Here is an 18,706-nt window from a genome sequence, read left to right on the forward strand (position 1 = left end):
TATTTTCATAAATAGTGGAACGATAGTAGTGGCATCAGTGTCTCTACGCAAAGGATTCGTCATCAATCAGAATCATCTGTGTCCCGATCGCCGCCGCTGCAAACTTTTTACGCCCGTCAAATTGCTCATTGCGTGGCAATTTGGCGCAAAATACTATGTACTGACAAACAAATGGCGAGGAAGTTCGCCTTCATCGACGCGTCTGTGACGCACGCAAAAGTACAAGGCTATGGCACAAGAGATCGAATTAAAGTTTATCGTCGAAAAAGACAGCGTTGACGCGCTCCGCCAGCATCTGCAAACGCTGTCCGGCGAACACCATGAACCCGTACAGCTGCTCAATATCTATTACGAAACGCCGGACAACTGGCTGCGTCGTCATGATATGGGCTTGCGCATCCGCGGCGCGAACGGGCGCTACGAGATGACGATGAAAATCGCCGGTCGCGTTGTGGGCGGTTTGCATCAGCGCCCCGAATACAATATCGACATCAATCAGCCAGAACTTGAGCTGGAACGTTTTCCGGCAGAAGTGTGGCCAAACGGCGAACTGCCATCCACCCTGGCAGCAGAGGTGCAGCCGCTGTTCAGCACTGATTTCTGGCGCGAGAAATGGCTGGTAACGGAAGGCAAAAGCCGCATTGAAATCGCCCTTGATTTGGGCGAGGTGAAAGCGGGGGAATACCAGGAGCCAATTTGCGAACTGGAGCTTGAACTGCTGGAAGGCGAGACGAACGATGTGCTGAAGCTGGCGCGTAAGCTAGTGAGTCAGTCAGGCTTACGTCAGGGCAGCCTCAGCAAAGCCGCCCGCGGATATCATCTGGCCGCCGGGAATGCGCCACGGGTGCTGAAAGAGACCCCTGTGTTGCGCGTAGCCCCAAAAGCCAGCGTTGAGCAGGGCATGGAGGCGGCTCTGGAGCTGGCGCTTTCGCAGTGGCAGTACCACGAAGAGCTCTGGGTGCGTAATGTGAAAAACGCAAAAGCCCACGTCCTGGCCGCCATCGGTCTGGTTCGTCATACCCTGATGCTGTTTGGCGGCATCGTTCCTCGCAAAGCAAGTGCTCACTTACGCGATCTGCTGACGCAAACTGAAGCGCTGATGCTCTCTGATGTGTCTGCGCAAACGGCGATCTACAGCCCGCAAACCGCGGCCGCCAAACTGGCGCTGACAGAGTTTCTGGTGACGCGCGGCTGGCGCACCTTCCTGGACGCGAAAGCCCAGACAAAAATCGCAGAAAACTTTAAACGTTTCGCGGATATCCACCTCTCCCGCCATGCCGCAGAGCTGAAAACCACCTTTGCTTATCCGCTGGGTGACCAGTACGGCGACCAGCTGATCCGTCTGACGCGCAACATCGACTGCATGCTACTGCTGTCGGGCGCCTATGATGACGTCAAAACGCAGGCATGGCTGGAAAACTGGCAGGGGCTGAAACATGCCATCGAAACCCGTCAGCATATTGAGATTGAGCATTTCCGCAACGAGGCCATTTCGCAGGAGCCATTCTGGCTGCACAGCGGAAAACGTTAACTCTGGCAAGGAACCCCTATAATGCCGCTTTCTTCGCAGTTACAGCAGCAGTGGCAGACCGTTTGCGAACGTCTGCCTGAGTCATTACCGGCGTCATCGTTAAGCGAGCAGGCAAAGTGCGTGCTCACGTTCAGTGATTTTGTGCAGGAAAGTATTACTGCTAACCCGGACTGGCTGGTGGAGCTTGAAAACGCCCCGCCGCAGGCTGACGAGTGGCGGCATTATGCAGGCTGGCTGCAAAGCGCGCTGGCTGAGGTGGCGGATGAAGCCACGCTGATGCGCGTTTTGCGCCAGTTTCGCCGCCGGGTGATGGTGCGCATTGCCTGGGCGCAGTCGCTTGAGCTGGTCAGCGAAGAGAGCACGCTTCAGCAGTTGAGCGAGCTGGCGCAGACGCTGATTGTCGCTGCGCGAGACTGGCTTTACGCCGCCTGCTGTAAAGAGTGGGGCACGCCGTGCAGCGAGGAAGGGGTTCCTCAGCCGCTGTTGATTCTGGGGATGGGCAAGCTGGGTGGCTGCGAGCTGAACTTCTCCTCCGATATCGACCTGATTTTTGCCTGGCCGGAGAACGGCTCCACGCGCGGAGGCCGTCGTGAACTGGACAATGCCCAGTTCTTCACCCGTCTTGGCCAGCGTCTGATCAAGGCGCTGGATCAGCCGACGCAAGACGGTTTTGTCTATCGCGTGGATATGCGTTTGCGTCCGTTTGGCGACAGCGGCCCACTGGTGCTGAGCTTTGCGGCGCTGGAAGATTACTACCAGGAGCAGGGGCGCGACTGGGAGCGTTACGCGATGGTCAAAGCGCGGATCATGGGTGACAGCGACGACGCTTACGCCAACGAACTACGCGCCATGCTGCGTCCGTTTGTGTTCCGTCGCTATATCGACTTCAGCGTGATCCAGTCCCTGCGTAACATGAAAGGGATGATCGCCCGTGAGGTACGCCGTCGTGGGCTGAAAGATAACATTAAGCTCGGCGCGGGTGGCATTCGTGAAATCGAGTTTATTGTCCAGGTCTTCCAGCTTATCCGCGGTGGTCGCGAGCCGTCGTTGCAATCCCGCTCGTTGATCCCGACGCTGTCGGCGATTGAGCAACTCCATCTCCTGCCAGAGGGGGACGCGCAAACCCTGCGTGAGGCATACCTGTTTCTGCGTCGTCTGGAAAACCTGCTGCAAAGCATCAATGACGAGCAAACCCAGACCCTGCCGGGGGATGACCTGAACCGGGCGCGTCTGGCGTGGGGCATGCGCGTGGACGACTGGGCCGCATTGACCGAACGGCTGGAGGCGCATATGGCAGGCGTGCGCCGTATCTTTAACGAGCTGATTGGCGATGATGAAAGCGAATCGCAGGACGATACGCTCTCTGAACACTGGCGTGAACTGTGGCAGGATGCCCTGCAGGAAGATGACACTACGCCCGTGCTGGCGCACCTGAGCGACGACGATCGCCATCGGGTGGTGGCGCTGATCGCCGATTTCCGCCTCGAACTCAACAAGCGTGCCATAGGTCCGCGTGGTCGTCAGGTGCTGGATCACCTGATGCCGCACCTGCTGAGCGATGTCTGTTCCCGTGCCGACGCCCCGGTGCCGCTTTCCCGCATGATGCCGCTGCTGAGCGGCATTATTACGCGTACCACCTATCTTGAACTGCTGAGCGAATTCCCGGGGGCGCTGAAGCACCTGATTACGCTCTGCGCGGCGTCACCGATGGTGGCCAACAAGCTGGCGCGTTATCCGCTGCTGCTGGATGAACTGCTCGATCCTAATACCCTCTATCAGCCGACGGCGACCGATGCCTACCGAGATGAGTTGCGCCAGTATCTGCTACGCGTGCCGGAAGAAGATGAAGAGCAGCAGTTGGAAGCGCTGCGCCAGTTCAAACAGGCCCAGATGCTGCGCGTCGCGGCGGCGGATATTGCCGAAACGCTGCCGGTGATGAAAGTGAGCGATCACTTAACCTGGCTTGCGGAAGCGATCATCGATGCGGTGGTGCATCAGGCGTGGATCCTGATGGTGGCGCGTTACGGTCAGCCAAAACATCTTGCTGAACGAGAAGGCCGCGGTTTTGCCGTGGTGGGCTACGGCAAGCTCGGCGGGTGGGAGCTGGGATACAGCTCCGATCTGGATTTAATCTTCCTGCACGACTGCCCGGCCGACGTGATGACCGACGGCGAGCGAGAAATTGACGGGCGCCAGTTCTATCTGCGTCTGGCCCAGCGCATTATGCACCTGTTCAGCACCCGCACGTCATCAGGCATTCTGTACGAAGTGGATGCCCGTCTGCGTCCGTCCGGCGCGGCTGGCATGCTGGTGACCTCAACGGAATCCTTCGCCGATTATCAGAAAAACGAAGCCTGGACGTGGGAGCATCAGGCGCTGGTGCGCGCCCGCGTGGTGTATGGCGATCCGCAGTTAAAAACGCAGTTTGATGCCATTCGTAAAGCGGTGATGACCACCCCGCGTGAAGGCAGTAAGTTGCAGACCGAAGTGCGCGAAATGCGTGAAAAAATGCGTGCGCATCTGGGCAATAAACACCGCGATCGGTTTGATATTAAAGCCGATGAGGGTGGCATTACCGACATTGAGTTTATCACCCAGTATCTGGTGCTCCTGCACGCGCATGACAAGCCGAAGCTGACCCGCTGGTCTGATAATGTGCGCATTCTGGAGCTGCTTGCGCAAAACGACATCATGGATGAGCAGGAGGCGCAGGCTTTAACCCGCGCCTACACCACGCTGCGCGATGAGTTGCACCACCTCGCCTTGCAGGAACAGCCGGGCCACGTGGCGCTCGACTGCTTTACCCGTGAACGCGACCAGGTGAAAGCGAGCTGGCAGAAGTGGCTGGTGGAACCGTGCGTAACAAAACAAGTGTGATATCATCGCGCGCAAATTGTGAATCTTTCTGGAGTCAGGAATGAAAGTAACACTGCCAGAGTTTGAACGTGCTGGAGTTATGGTTGTCGGCGATGTGATGCTGGATCGCTACTGGTATGGGCCGACCAGCCGTATCTCCCCGGAAGCACCGGTACCGGTCGTTAAGGTCGATACCATTGAAGAGCGTCCTGGCGGCGCGGCAAACGTGGCGATGAACATTGCTTCTCTGGGCGCGCATTCGCGTCTGGTGGGCCTCACCGGTATCGACGATGCGGCGCGCGCGCTGAGCAAGTCGCTGGCGGACGTGAACGTGAAGTGCGATTTCGTTTCTGTTCCGACGCACCCGACCATTACCAAGCTGCGCGTGTTGTCGCGTAACCAGCAGCTGATCCGCCTCGACTTTGAAGAAGGGTTTGAGGGTGTGGATCCTGAGCCGCTGCACGAGCGCATTAATCAGGCGCTGGGCAATATCGGCGCGCTGGTACTGTCTGATTATGCCAAAGGGGCACTGGCAAGCGTACAGCAGATGATCCAGCTGGCGCGTAAAGCCAATGTGCCGGTACTGATCGATCCGAAAGGCACTGACTTTGAGCGCTATCGCGGCGCAACGCTGCTGACGCCTAATCTTTCTGAGTTTGAAGCGGTGGCGGGCAAGTGTAAGTCGGAAGCGGAGATCGTCGAGCGCGGCATGAAGATCATCGCTGACTTCGAGCTGTCTGCACTGCTGGTGACCCGCTCCGAGCAGGGAATGACGCTGCTGCAGCCGGGCAAGGCGCCGCTGCATATGCCAACCCAGGCGCAGGAAGTCTATGACGTGACCGGTGCCGGTGATACGGTGATTGGCGTGCTGGCGGCAACGCTGGCGGCGGGTAACTCCCTCGAAGAAGCGTGCTACTTTGCGAACGCCGCGGCGGGCGTGGTTGTCGGTAAACTCGGGACCTCTACCGTTTCGCCAATCGAACTGGAAAACGCTGTGCGCGGCCGCGCCGATACCGGTTTTGGCGTCATGACGGAAGAAGAGCTGAAAGTGGCCGTTGCCGCCGCGCGTAAACGCGGTGAGAAAGTGGTGATGACCAACGGCGTATTCGACATTCTGCACGCGGGCCATGTCTCTTATCTGGCGAATGCACGCAAGCTGGGCGATCGTCTGATTGTGGCGGTGAACAGCGATGCCTCGACCAAACGTCTGAAGGGCGAAACGCGTCCGGTGAATCCGCTGGAGCAGCGTATGATTGTGCTCGGCGCGCTGGAAGCGGTGGACTGGGTTGTGCCGTTTGAAGAAGACACGCCTCAGCGCCTGATTGCAGGCATTCTGCCGGACCTGCTGGTGAAAGGCGGCGATTACAAACCGGAGCAAATCGCGGGCAGCGAAGAGGTCTGGGCCAACGGCGGTGAAGTGATGGTGCTCAACTTTGAGGACGGGTGTTCAACCACCAACATCATTAAAAAGATCCAGAAAGACAGTCAGTAAAAAACGGGCCAGTTGGCCCGTTATTTCACCCTCTCCCCGTGGGAGAGGGCTGGGGTGAGGGCATCAGGCCGCACTTACTCTTGGTCATCCACCGGCGGTATCGCTGGTGCCGGCTTCACTTCTTCCGGGGTATTGCGGTTTTCCAGCTCGGTAAGACGCTGTTCCAGCAGCGCCAGCTTTTCACGGGTGCGCAGCAGAACCTGTGTCTGCACGTCAAACTCTTCGCGGCTCACTAAATCAAGGCGAACTAACTGCGCCTGCAGCGTCTGGCGGATTTTCTTCTCAACGTCATCACCAAATTCACGAATGCCTTTTGGCATGGACTCATGAACCTGACGCGCAATTTGCTCAATTTTCTTCGGGTCAATCATAGTGGCTTCCCTTGATAAGACGGTGTTGATGAACATTGTAGCGCGTCATGCTCCAGGATAAAGCAGATTTGTTTGAAGCTTATGCATTGCCCAGGTTAATCAATAGCGTTATAGTTATCTCGCTTATTCTCAGGGCGGGGCGAAATTCCCCACCGGCGGTAAATCAGCGTCATGCTGAAAGCCCGCGAGCGCTTTGGGTGAACTCTCAAAGGTCAGCAGATCCGGTGTAATTCCGGGGCCGACGGTTAAAGTCCGGATGGGAGAGAGTAACGATCCAGTCGGGCATGGGCCCGCTCACGTTATCTTTTTGCCGCTTATACGGCGCTCCTAAGACTGCCCTGATTCTGGTAACCATAATGTTAATGAGGTTTTTTTACCATGAATCAGACGCTACTTTCCTCTTTTGGCACTTCAACTCAACGTGTTGAACATGCACTGGATGCCCTGCGCGAAGGCCGCGGCGTGATGGTGCTTGACGATGAAAACCGTGAAAACGAAGGCGACATGATTTTCGCCGCCGAAAACATGACCGTTGAGCAGATGGCGCTGACCATCCGTCACGGCAGCGGCATCGTATGCCTGTGTATTACCGAAGACCGCCGTAAGCAGCTCGAGCTGCCGATGATGGTCGAAAACAACACCAGCGCCTTTGGTACCGGCTTTACCGTGACCATCGAAGCCGCGCATGGCGTGACCACCGGTGTCTCCGCGGCTGACCGTCTGACTACCGTCCGTGCAGCAATTGCCGATGACGCGAAGCCATCCGACCTGCACCGTCCTGGCCACGTCTTCCCGCTGCGTGCGCAGGCGGGCGGTGTGCTGACCCGTGGTGGCCACACTGAAGCGACCATCGATCTGGTGACGCTGGCAGGTTTCAAACCTGCAGGCGTACTGTGTGAACTGACCAACGATGACGGCACCATGGCGCGCGCACCAGAGTGCATCACCTTTGCACGCCTGCACAACATGCCGGTGGTGACAATTGAAGATCTGATCGAGTACCGTCAGGCGCACGAGCGCAAAGCCAGCTGAACGGTGCACGAATGAAAAAGCCGGGGAAACCCGGCTTTTTTGTCTCTAGTGATAGTTAATTTTAAACAGCACGACCGTTTCAAAAGGGCCAGAATCGATACCCTTTCCCTCTGCACGTGAAAGCTCAGCGGTGTACGTGGTCTCGAAATGCAGCACCGAACCGGTAAAATCAGCGTACTCGTCATACTGATTGAAGGTGTAGGGCTGTGTGCCGTTAAGAATGCGCAGCTTCAGGCCATTACCAATCAGCAACGCCGTATCATTGGCCGTCAGCTCGCTATCGGTATAGAACGACGAGTCGATCTTAAATCCGTCTGAACACTGCGCATCCTGTACTTTACTGGTTTTAACCGAGAACGTTCGCGTACGCGTGCCCTGATTGACGATGTCACGTGCGCTGAAGGTGCCAAAGTCGATCTCCTGATTTTCAGGGTAAATACTGAACGTCGCTCCGCAGTCCAGTACCCTGATGTTTTCCAGCCCGTTAATGTGGTATTTGAGGTTTTTGGCATCAGGAAGCGCATTTACGCCGCCTTTGCCGTCAAACTGCACGACGATGTAATCACCAAGCGTGCTGACGTAGCCCTGAGGCGGTATCGCTTTGAGCTTAACGTACAGCCTGAAGCGTGCCGCAAAGGTTCGTGAGGTATGTACATCCCACGCATTCCCCGAACAGATGTATTTCTCCCAGCCCATCGCTTTTAGCTGTTCGGCTGTGTATTTGCTCAGGCTGTTGTTGTCCAGACACTGACGGGTATCCACGCCGTAGGTTTGCCCGATGGCATCGTAATCTGCACCCTCGTAGGTCACACCGAGCTCGTAGTAAGGATCCGACACCGACGGATAAGGGTTCACCCAGGCGAAGACGTCTTCGTTCTCATGATTTGACGCGGTATTTCTGTCGCAATACACGGGGATTTTGATATCGCTGGATTCCCAAATCTTTTGCCCAACTTTTGCTGTACTGGGAATGGAGAATTCTGACACCGTTTTGGTTTGCTCCACCGGACCATTTTGTGTGCCAAGGTAGCAGTTCAGCGCCAGCGCCTGCTTAAGGGGACACATCACCAGCATGAAAAGGAAAAGCTTAGCGAGATGTCGCATTTTGCCCTGCCTTGCGCGGCGTTAGCGTGCATGGTGTTGACCCGGTACAGGTTAAATTGACCTTGCGTAGCGCACCATAATCATCAATATAACCTATGCTGTAGCCCGTTCCTTCTGTTTCACTCAGCGTCAGCGTACTGGTCGCAAACGGGCTAATCATCAGACTGTCGAAGCCTGGTATCATGGTTTTTCCGTTATTGCTCAGCCACGCCAGCGTAATGAAATAGGGCGTTGGGTTTTTCAGGCGCATGGTTTTGCCTGACAGCGTCACCGACAGCTGCATTTCCGTCTCTTCACCTGATTTTTTACGAATGCTTTCCGGCCGCCAGAACAACTTTATGCGGCTCTGCATAGCCACCTGCATGACGCTGCGCTCCTCTTTCAGGCTCCCGCTTTTGGGTGGCACTTCACGCAGATTGAAATAAAATAGCGTTTCCCGATCCTCAGGCAGCTGTTGCGTCGCGGCCTGTTTCACGATCCGCACCTGTGACGAGGCGCCGGGTTCAATGCGCTGAATAGGCGGCAGGACCATAAAATGGGTGTCCTCTTTGCGCCCGTCCCGATCCTCCACCCAGGCGAGGGCAAGATAGGGAAGCGATTTGCTCTGGTTTTCAATGGTCAGGCTGCTGGCTTTATCTCTTTCGGCAAAGACGATGCGCGTCCTGTCCAGGTTAATTGCCGCCTGCGAGACGCCGGAGCCACAAAACAGGAGTGCTGCTAAATAAACGTATGATTTCATAGTGATAAGTTACTGGCAGGGCAGCATCAGCTGCGTGGTGTTGTCAAGAGAGGCTGGCAGGGAGAAATGACACTGCTGATCGTATCCCCAGGTGACGATAAAGTGCTGTTCAGCTTTTACCGCCCCCAGCCAGATATGTCCGTCCTGGGCGATAATGCCCACCTCTTTGCCTGAATCCTGCTCACGCACCTGGGCGCCGAGAGGCGGCGTGCCGCTGGCGGTACGCACGATCCCGGCAACATCCTGACCCTGACGGGAGGCAATCAGCCGATAACCGATTGCACCCTCGGTCCAGGTGGAGCGAATGACGTGGTTATCGACATCGACACCCTCTGGCAGGTTATTCAGATTGACCTGTACGCTGGCGGGCATATAGCTCGAAAAGGCGGGCAGGACGCCAATACCAAACATGTTGGTGGTATCGCGGGACATATTCAGCGGTATATTGCCGATCCCTTCCGTGCTGACCATCACGCGCGGTTCGTTGCCGTAGCTCCGGCGATGAAGCGACGCCCCGTGGACGGTTGCGGTAAACGAGCCGTTCCAGCTCGCGCTGACGGAACGGTAGTCATGGGCCTTGTAGCTTCCGGACAGGTTCAGATCTCCCGTCCCGGCATAGTGCTGATAATTGGCGCTGACTTGCGCCCCGGCGTCAGTTTTTTCGCTCTCGGTACCAGCGGATATCCCCCAGGTATTGTTACTGTCTGAAGAGTCATACCAGGAGAGCGTTTGACGCGTCGTGTCGCTGTTTCTCAGATCGTAATTGAGGCGATGATCCGGATCGAGGGGGAGGCTTAAAGAGAAGTAAACCTGCGTGTCATCGCCTTGATCCTGATAATGTGTTTTGCTCCATGAGGCCGTCACGCCAAGATTTTTCCAGCGGCCAAGGTCGAAGTTGTATCCTGCCGTGAGCGTGCCGGTGGTAGAGGGGGCTCTGTCCCACCAGGTCTGGCGCAGCAGACCAAGGTAAAGGTTTAGCGACAGGGCGGGGATGTACTGGCTGGCAGTGATGCTTAGCGTCTGTTTTTCCGTTTCCGCGTTATCCTGGTCTTTTTCAAGAAAGCGGGCATAGCTGAGAAAGCGGCTGTCGGAGTAGCGGTAGCTGGCAAGCGTGAGCTGACTCCCGGTGGTGTCGAAACGCTTGCTGTAGTTGATGCGGTAACTGTATCCCGTCTGCTTTGCTTCCCCCTCGTGATGGCTGCTGGCCTGGGTGACATCAAATGACAGCGCGCCCAGCATATCCATGTTCTGCCCGATACCAGCCGCCAGCGCGCGGTAATCATTACCGCTGTTCAGGATCCCACCGTACAGGGAGGTCCGGGACAGGACGCCCCAGGAGAATTCGCTGCTTAAAAAGGCCTCGTTTTCGACCTGATGCGAGCTGTCCTGACGGGGTTTACCGCCCGCCAGCTTATAGCGAACCTGGCCTTGTCGCGTCAGGAAAGGCACAGAGGCAGCAGAAACCTGAAAGGTGCTGGTATGACCGTCTTCTTCGGCGACGGTGACGTCCAACGTTCCCTGTACGGACTGGTTGATATCCTGGATGACGAAAGGGCCCGGTGGGACTTTGGTTTGATAGATAATTCTGTCTGCCTGGCTGACGGTCACGGTGGCATTCGTCTGCGCAATACCAGAAATTTGTGGCGCGTAGCCGCGCAGAGACCAGGGAAGCATACGCTCGTCGCTGATAAGTGAGGCTCCGGTGTAGGAAAATCCGTCGAAAATATCCGACTGAAAATCTGACTCACCCAGCGTGAACTTGGAGCCAAGTGCAGGCAGAGGACGAAAAAGGTAGGCGCGAGAAAGGCGCCCGTCGCTCTGCGACCTCCCTTCCGTACGGTTAAGGGCGTACTGATAATCTCCCCGCAGTCGCCAGGCGCCCAGGTTGGCGCCAGCGGTCCCGTAGGTATTGACGTTATCGCTGCTTGACCCCTCATCTGGCTGATAGCGGCTGGCAAACAAATTGTAATCCAGCAGCACGCCTGAAACACCGTTGTCCCAGGTCGCGGGCGGCATCCAGTTGGTGGAACGGTACTGTAGCCAGGCCTGAGGTAGGGTGACTTCCAGCGTTTGCGTCGCCTGAATAAACTCGAAACGAACCTGCGGTAGCGGGGAAAAGTCGACACAGCCCGCGTTAACCGTCAGCATGCTGCGGTATTTATCGTCCAGACCAAAAGTGTCCGCCAGATCGGACGGAATGCAGACTTCCGTTGTATCGTCTTTTTTATACCAGGCTAACTGCCAGCCGCTAGCGAGTGGCGTATTATTAATTGCAACGTTAACGAAATAATGACCCGGCGCAACGTGGTTCTTATCTTTGAACTGGGATAAATCAACATTGCCGCGCTGATCTTTATCGATAGCGTTAATATTAAATTCAACGGCGGCCAGTGGAAGAGGCGTAAGAAAGCCAGCAATGATGATCGAAAATGCACTGTATTTCATCATTCAGCTCTCAAATAAAATTACGGCAATGGCTGGCAAATATATTGCCAGCCGAAATATAATTAACGGTATGGGCTTATTTATACAACAGGACGTAATTCGCGGTAGATTCGACCTGGCCTGCCGTTGCTGTTTTACCATCGACCACTTCCATCTGCGCTTTGAAGTGCAGCGTCTGGGTCGCTGAACCCGCAGAAAGATCGACAGTTTGAGCCGTACCAAGCGTGATAGGGGTCTCTGCATTATCCAGTAAACGAACGCCCACGTTCTGCGCGCCGCCCGCATAGGTGTTGCTCATCAGGCTGGTATCGGTTGCGTCGGTAGCGGTGCTGCTGAAGGTTACGTCCACTTTGGTGACGGGTGTTGCGGTTTCATCTGCAGCGTCAAGCTGGCAGTTTTCCAGGTTGATATCAACCGGTACCGCCGTGGATTTTTTATTCACATTCATCACCGCCGTGGTGAACTGGCCAAGTTCAATCTCTTTATCAATACTGTCTGGTGCAATATTGCATGGTGCGTCAATAATAACGCCCTTAAAGGTGATTTTACCGGAGCCCTGATCGCTTGCCAGTGCATTGCCAGAGATAAAAGAGCCTAAAGCAACCGCCAAAAGTGTTTTTGAAATATTTCGCATGAAATATCCTTGTTATGAATAATATTTAAGAGATATTGATGTTTGAGGCGGTTGTATTCTAAAACTAATTGTAACAATACGTGATTAAAAAATAATTAAAGACTCTTTAAGTATGCGTTTATTAATTATTGAAGTGAATGGCTTACGTAGAAAAAAGAGGGCGAGGGGCTAAATAAGCAGACCAAAAGAAAATGCTGGTCTGCTTTTTGATCAATTATTGATAATTTATTTTGACAATAATGTCTTTACTGAATGGTCCAGGAATAACGGCTTCACCAGGTTTACGGGTTAGCTCCGCCGTATAGTCATGCGTCAGCGTCGTCTCCGTATCATCAGGGTGATAGGTTGCAAAAGGTAGATACTGGTTGTACGTCACGTCGCCATTGGTTTTATCAATGAGACGCATGAGTAAACCATTTCCCATGTCCAGATGCGTATTATCGTAGAGCGTATCGGTGGTGTAAAAGCTGGTCGTCACGTCAAATTGTTCTGAACAGCCAGCAGTGGCATCCCGGATTGTCGAAATGCTAAACGGTGAGGTGACGGCGTTGGCGTTGACTGCGCTCTCCGTAAACTGGCCAAAATTCACAATCTGATTTTCAGGGTAGATCCGGATATCCACACCGCAGTCCAGGAAGTGAATATTTGACAGCCCGGTAATGTCGTAATGCAAGTTTTTTGCTTTTGGAAGCGTGTTGATTCCGCCTGAACCGTCAAACGTCAGTACGGTGACGGAGGGAAAGGTATAGTCAAACTGCTCTTTTGGTATCGCTTTTAGCTTCACGTAGAGACGAAAGCGCACGCTAAATGTGATGTTTTTCTGAATTGTGACGCCATTGCAGGCTGCTTCCTTGTAGTCACCCCACTTATCATCCTGCTTATCAAGGCAGGCTCCCGTATCAATTTTGATATCGGGGATGTCATAGTCAATACCGTTATAGGTTACGCCAAACGCCAGATAGGGATTGTTGGTCATCAGGCTATCGGTGTTATGAAAACTGTCCAGGATATAGGCATAAACGTGTTCACTCCAGGGATCCTGCGAGACAGGTTTTGTACTGTCGCGGGTGGCGTGATCGCAATATACCGTCACCAGCAAATCACCGCTTTCCCAAATTTTTTGTCCGGCTGGGGCGTTGGCTGGGACCGTGAACGTCGGGAGCGTTGTTGTGACCAGACTTTGACCGCCCAATGAATCTTTGTAACAGTCCATCGCCCATGCGGAGGATGAGAACAAACATAAAAGGGCAATCACCGCGAGATATATTTTTTTCATCATTATCCCTTATTCACCGGTTTGCTCTGGCAGGCAGGTTGCACCGCGTTACAACTCACCTTAAACATTTCCAGACCGCCATAATCGCTGATATACCCGACTTGAAATTCAGCGGGCAGCTTAGCCAGTGACTGGCTGGCCTGACCAAACGGCTCAATCATTACGCTCTCTGCGCCCGGCAATAAGGTTTTACCGTTCAGTCCGATATAGCCCACGGTGATGTAATAGGGGCTGCTGTTTTTAAACTGCAGCGTACCCGAAGCGCGGGATATAACCACTTTATCCAGCGGAACAAACTGGCCCTCCTTAAGCTCAATGGCTTTTGGCCGCCAGAACAGTTTAAGGCGGCTTTGCATGGCGATTTGCATCACGTTCTTCTGCTCGGATTTGGGTGGGATCTCCCGCATGTTGTAATAAAACAGCGACTCTCGATCGGCTGGAAGTCGGCTGAGGTTTTGCTGCGCCATCAGGCGAACCTGCGCCTGTTCCTCCGGCTCGATACGCAACAGTGGCGGAACAGGAGAGATAAACTCGCGCGTTTTTTCACCCTCTTTATCCTCTATCCATGACTGAGCCAGATAAGGATCGGTTTTACTCTGGTTTATCAGTCTGACCGACACGCTTTTTGCGGAGGCGTTGAAAATGATGCGTGTTCTGTCGGGCGATACGGTGGCCCAGGCAAAGCTGCACGTGCCAAGGAAACAGATAAGTCCTTTTGAAATCATCGTGATGTTCATTTTATTCATCCTGAATTAATGCACTGTTTTACAAGGTAAAAATATAGCGTCACCGTTAAGGTTACTTTGGTTCGGCGGCGTGATTTCACACGCTTTGTCAGACCAGGTGAGACGTAACGTACTGTTTTCCTGAATCCCGCTGAGATAAACGAACCCTTCTTCGGCAACCAGACCGACCTCTTTACCCGTAGCGCTGTCGACGATACTGACGCCCAAAGGAGGGAACTGACCGTTTTCCTGTCGAATAATGCCGACAATCTGGTAGCCCGTGGTGGCGTTCAGCTTGCTGTAACCAATGGCACCTTCCGTCAGCGTGGTGCGAATAACGGAGGTTGCTATATCCACGCTATCAGGCAGCGTGTTGCTGTTAACGCGCACCGTGGAGGTGGTGTAGTTGCTGAGTGAGGGGACGACAGCAATACCGAATGCGTTAGTGCGCGTGCGCGAGCTGTTGACCTCAATTCCGTCAACGCCATCGGCATCGATCATCATGCGGGCGTTATTGGCCGGGCTGTAATCATGCAGGGCTACGCCATGTCGCGTGGCGGTGATCGAGCCGTTCCAGCCCGCGCTGATCGAACGGTATTGGTTGGGCTGAACGCTTCCTGAAAGATTGAGACGCCCGTAAGGAGAATAGTGCTGGTATCCACCGCGCAATGACGGTTCGCCTTCGCGCAAATCGTCTTCCGTCGTAGAGGCCGAGAGATTCCACGTATTGTTGCGATCGGAGGCGTCATAGTAAGAAGCCATATGAGACGCGCTGTCGCCGCCCGATCGCTGGTAGCTGTACATAATGCTACGACTTTGCTCCAGCGGGAGGGTGAAGGCGAAATAGACCTGGTTTTCGTCGCTGTCATCCCAGCGCACGCGGCTTAGCGCCAGCGATGCGGATAAACCTCTTATATTGCCGATATCAAAATTGCGGCTCAGCGAAAAGGAGTAGTTTGTGTTGCTGCTGTTGTCCCAGTAGGTGTTACGGGTGACGTTGAGATAGGTATTTAATGCCAGCGAATCAAGGTACTGGTTGAAGGAGATAACATAACTCTCTTTTTCGTTTGTCGTTGAGGTATCTCCGTCCCGGGAGGCGAGATATTCGCTCATTGAGACATATTCTTTATCCGAGAATCGATAACCTGCGAAGGTGATCTGGCTGCCGGTCGCCTCAAAACGTTTTGCGTAGTTGGCGCGATAGCTGTACCCACGCTGTGTCTCATTTTTTCCCTGATGGAGCGTGGCCTCGGCGCCCGTCACATCAAAAGAGATCGAGCCGAACGAATCCAGGTTGAAGCCGATACCGGTGGTCATGGCCTGATAATCATCCGCCGTCAGCAGGGTGCCGCCATACAGTGACACATTACTCAGCCAGCCCCACGAGAGTTCACCTGTCCAGAAAAGCGGGTTATTGATGTCGTTATGGCCCGTAGCGGTGGGCTTACCGATGGATGTTTTATAGCGCACCTGGCCTTTTCGGGTCAGGAAGGGGATTGAGGATGAACCCACCTGGAAGGTGGTTTTGCGCCCATCTTCCTCTTCGACCACCACATCCAGCTGTCCCTGGTAGGTTTCACCCAGGTCTGAAATGGTGAACGGGCCCGGCGCGACGGTTGTTTGATAAAGAACGCGGCCAGACTGGGAGACGGTCACTTTGGCATTGGTCTGCGCGATGCCGCTAATTTGTGGTGCATAACCTTGCAAATCAGGCGGCAGCATACTTTCATCACTTTCCAGTGAGGCACCGGTAAAGTGGAAGGTATCAAAAATATCTGAGCTTAGATCATATTGCCCCAGCGTCACTTTTGATGACAGCGAAGGGATAGGGCGGTAGAGATAGGTCCGTGCCAGACTGCTGTCGCTGCCTGTAGACTCACCGTGACGAAAGTTTTTGTTATACTGATAATCTGAACGCAGACGCCACGCGCCGAGGTTAAACCCGAGCGTGCCGTAGGCGCTGATATTCTGGCTGTCATCGCCCCCGTGCGGATCGTACTGGCTGGCATAGAGATTATAATCAAGTAAAACACCCGCAATGCCTTCATCCCAATATTCCGGCGGCGTCCAGTTCTTCGCCTGATATTTCATCCATGCCTGGGGAACGGTGACGGAAAGCACCATCGTCCCTTTATTAAGGGAAAAGCCCAGCTCAGGAACAGCCGAAAGATCAAGGCAACGTCCGCCCTGAGAATAATGGAGCCGCGAAATAAAATCGGTGCTCAGTCCGAAAGCGGATAACTGCCCGGCATTCACGCAAATTTGCGAACCGCTTTCGTTTTCCGTTGCGATCCACTCCATTGTTGCGGATTGAGGCAACGTGTTTTTATTGACCTGAATGCGGACGAGATAGCTACCCGGCGCGATGTGGCCTTTTTTCTCAAACTGGGAAATATCAATATTACTTCGGTCTTCAACGTCAATCATATCTGTGTTGAATTCAACCGCGGAGACAGGCAACACGAATAAAGCTGAGTAAAGTGTGGCACTCAGCGAATACTTTATAAAAGCAGAGAGGCGGGAGAGTTGATGCGCTGAGTGTTTTAGCATAAATCCGTTTCGCTTTTAAAAAGAAGGCATAAAAGCCGATGAGTCCTTCATCGGCTACGTTTTCAGACGGCAATCAAATTACTTATATTCAAGGATATAGTTCGCCTGGGCCTGAACGTTACCCGGGGTAGCCTGGCTGCCAGCTACCGGTTCCATGCGGGCTTTGAAGTTCAGTTCCTGATAGGCATTTGTGGTAGGGAATGACACTTCAATCGGCGTACCCAGCGTGACTTTATTGCTGCCGCTATCCAGCAAGCGAACGCCCACACCTGTTGCACCGCCGATGTTGCCATCAAGCGTGTTTTTCATCAGGCTGGTGTCGGTCGAATCGGTACTGGCGGAGGCAAAGGTGACCTTCACTTTGTCGATCGTGGTGGTGGTTTGTCCGGTGGTAGAAGAGAGAATGCAATCCTGCAGGTGGATATTCACGTCAACCGGCAGCGAGTTTTTACCGCTGTTCAGCACGCTATCCGCGACTTCTCCTAATTCAATCGTCTGATTTTCATCTCCCGGGGTGATAGAGCAAGGCGCACTGATAACTTCACCGGTGAACGTGATCTTCCCCGAGCCCTGGTTATCTGCTGCCATAGCAGTAAATGACAGACCAGAAAGCAATGCAGTTGTCGCAACTGCCAGAATAGTCTTGTTAAACATTAAGATATAATCCTTTATCTAAGAGTGGATGGCGCAATAATTTTAATGAATTAATATTGCAACACTTTTATTTCATTAAAGCGGTCGAAATATACCAGTCGCAATATGGTTCATCTCGTGAGTATTTCTAAATGGGGAATTTAGAGGCTATTAATAAATCATTTGAAATTATAAATGGGAAAAATGCTGTTGCTCAACAGCCAGAATGCTCGGTTTAAATAGTGATTGACATCAATCTTTTGAGTTTTTTTAAATACACGAAGCGGTAATTATTTTACGGGGAATAGTTATAAATAATATTTCTTAAGTGAATTCTATGGCGATTAGAAAGTATGGTGCCGGACTTTATATCATTAATACTGATAGTTGGCATTCACTGACATTAAAAGAAATTGCGCTCCCTCAAATAAGGAAGCGCAACCGTTCAGCCAATACCCGCCGTTTGTAACAACACCAGGCTTAATCCCATTACAGACATTCCGCACAACACCCCATAACTCGGATTGTTGTTAGGATCGATCTCTTTCGCCAGCGGCATCAGTTCATCAACCGACAGCGCCACCATAATCCCCGCAACCGCGGCCATAATGGCGGCCATCACCACCGGTGAAACCAGGCTTCCCAGTATCAGCCACGCCAGTACGCCCCCGAGAATTTCCGCCATTCCCGATATCCCGGCCCAGAACACGGCGGTGCGTTTTGATCCCGTGGCGGCATAAACCGGCCCGGCAACGGCCAGCCCTTCAGGAATATTGTGTAAGGCCACCGCCAGCGCGATACCCAGACCCATCTCCAGATTGCTGCTGGCGGTGACATAGGTCGCGACACCCTCCGGGAAGTTGTGCAGGCTGATGCCGAGCGTCAGGAGGATGGCAGTACGTTTAATCTTTTGCGGCACCGGCGCGACGCTTTTTTGCATCAAATCCTGCGGATGTGCATGGGGCAGCATGCGATCGAGGGCAAAATAGCCCAGCAGACCAAACACAAACATGCCATAACCCAGTACCGGAGACATGCCTTCTGTGCCCAGTGCGGCAGGCAGCATCTCCATCAGAGAGATGAGCAGCATAATGCCGGCAGCAAATCCCAGTGAAAAGGCCAGCACGCGGTTAGACGGCTTTTGACCAAGCACACCGAGGATCGCACCGATAAAGGTGGCGGCACCCGCCAGGATGGTCAGGATCAAGGGGACGGACATGCAATGCTCCTTGTGATAATGATTCTCATTAATACTAATAATTCACGTTGGCCAAAGCGAGAGGGGAACCTCTGTTTTACATATTCCTTACATTCAAAT

At 53.7% G+C, this 18,706-nt stretch carries 14 protein-coding genes and 1 riboswitch; of the genes, 4 read left to right on the top strand and 10 right to left on the bottom strand.

From position 1 onward, the window contains the following. Window positions 1-229 precede the first annotated feature (229 nt). Genes VF709_RS19620 through hldE form a run of 3 tightly spaced genes read left to right on the top strand, consistent with a single transcriptional unit; the run spans window position 230 to window position 5,879 of the window. Complete coding sequence (locus tag VF709_RS19620; RefSeq protein WP_038420611.1) at window positions 230-1,531, top strand: CYTH domain-containing protein; 1,302 nt, start codon at window positions 230-232, stop codon at window positions 1,529-1,531. Between the two features lie 18 nt (window positions 1,532-1,549). Next, window positions 1,550-4,408 carry a bifunctional [glutamate--ammonia ligase]-adenylyl-L-tyrosine phosphorylase/[glutamate--ammonia-ligase] adenylyltransferase gene (gene glnE / locus VF709_RS19625; protein ID WP_440232205.1) on the top strand — a complete coding sequence of 953 codons (2,859 nt, stop codon included), beginning with the start codon at window positions 1,550-1,552 and terminating at the stop codon, window positions 4,406-4,408. Between the two features lie 40 nt (window positions 4,409-4,448). After that, a complete protein-coding gene (gene hldE / locus VF709_RS19630; RefSeq protein ID WP_013098758.1) occupies window positions 4,449-5,879 on the top strand; it encodes a bifunctional D-glycero-beta-D-manno-heptose-7-phosphate kinase/D-glycero-beta-D-manno-heptose 1-phosphate adenylyltransferase HldE in 1,431 nt (476 codons plus the stop codon). 74 nt (window positions 5,880-5,953) lie between these two features. On the opposite strand, the gene ubiK is transcribed toward hldE, so the two are convergent. Continuing rightward, window positions 5,954-6,250, bottom strand: coding sequence for a ubiquinone biosynthesis accessory factor UbiK (ubiK, locus tag VF709_RS19635; protein WP_020689465.1), 297 nt, complete (start codon window positions 6,248-6,250; stop codon window positions 5,954-5,956). Between the two features lie 121 nt (window positions 6,251-6,371). After that, window positions 6,372-6,522, top strand: a riboswitch (FMN riboswitch). A 106-nt stretch (window positions 6,523-6,628) separates the two neighbouring features. Here ubiK and ribB point away from each other — a divergent pair. Further along, window positions 6,629-7,282, top strand: a complete 654-nt coding sequence (ribB, locus tag VF709_RS19640) for a 3,4-dihydroxy-2-butanone-4-phosphate synthase (RefSeq protein ID WP_008502964.1) — start codon at window positions 6,629-6,631, stop codon at window positions 7,280-7,282. Window positions 7,283-7,327: 45 nt separating this feature from the next. Here the strand turns inward: ribB and VF709_RS19645 are convergent, their stop codons facing one another. The 9 genes from VF709_RS19645 to zupT form a co-directional block, all read right to left on the bottom strand. Beyond that, entirely contained in the window at window positions 7,328-8,386 is a 1,059-nt protein-coding gene (locus VF709_RS19645; protein ID WP_045902673.1) for a fimbrial protein, read from the bottom strand. Then, window positions 8,370-9,125, bottom strand: a complete 756-nt coding sequence (locus tag VF709_RS19650; RefSeq protein ID WP_095440037.1) for a fimbrial biogenesis chaperone — start codon at window positions 9,123-9,125, stop codon at window positions 8,370-8,372. The genes VF709_RS19645 and VF709_RS19650 overlap by 17 nt, the downstream gene beginning before the upstream one ends. A gap of 9 nt (window positions 9,126-9,134) precedes the next feature. Next, window positions 9,135-11,570 (bottom strand): fimbria/pilus outer membrane usher protein, encoded by a 2,436-nt coding sequence (locus tag VF709_RS19655; RefSeq protein ID WP_187171024.1) that lies wholly within the window; start codon window positions 11,568-11,570, stop codon window positions 9,135-9,137. Between the two features lie 76 nt (window positions 11,571-11,646). Further along, entirely contained in the window at window positions 11,647-12,204 is a 558-nt protein-coding gene (locus VF709_RS19660) for a fimbrial protein (RefSeq protein ID WP_038983453.1), read from the bottom strand. A 214-nt stretch (window positions 12,205-12,418) separates the two neighbouring features. Beyond that, entirely contained in the window at window positions 12,419-13,480 is a 1,062-nt protein-coding gene (locus VF709_RS19665) for a fimbrial protein (RefSeq protein ID WP_047351838.1), read from the bottom strand. A 2-nt stretch (window positions 13,481-13,482) separates the two neighbouring features. Next, a complete protein-coding gene (locus tag VF709_RS19670) occupies window positions 13,483-14,217 on the bottom strand; it encodes a fimbrial biogenesis chaperone (RefSeq protein ID WP_149896641.1) in 735 nt (244 codons plus the stop codon). 15 nt (window positions 14,218-14,232) lie between these two features. Further along, a complete protein-coding gene (locus VF709_RS19675; protein WP_440232193.1) occupies window positions 14,233-16,755 on the bottom strand; it encodes a fimbria/pilus outer membrane usher protein in 2,523 nt (840 codons plus the stop codon). A gap of 78 nt (window positions 16,756-16,833) precedes the next feature. Beyond that, entirely contained in the window at window positions 16,834-17,409 is a 576-nt protein-coding gene (locus VF709_RS19680; protein WP_013098749.1) for a fimbrial-like protein, read from the bottom strand. Between the two features lie 424 nt (window positions 17,410-17,833). Next, window positions 17,834-18,607, bottom strand: a complete 774-nt coding sequence (gene zupT / locus VF709_RS19685) for a zinc transporter ZupT (protein WP_013098748.1) — start codon at window positions 18,605-18,607, stop codon at window positions 17,834-17,836. Between the last annotated feature and the right edge of the window lie 99 nt (window positions 18,608-18,706).

Origin of the sequence: Enterobacter sp. Lyrl_3, assembly GCF_051948675.1 — a bacterium.
In the GTDB taxonomy this organism is placed as follows: Bacteria; Pseudomonadota; Gammaproteobacteria; order Enterobacterales; family Enterobacteriaceae; genus Enterobacter; species Enterobacter cloacae.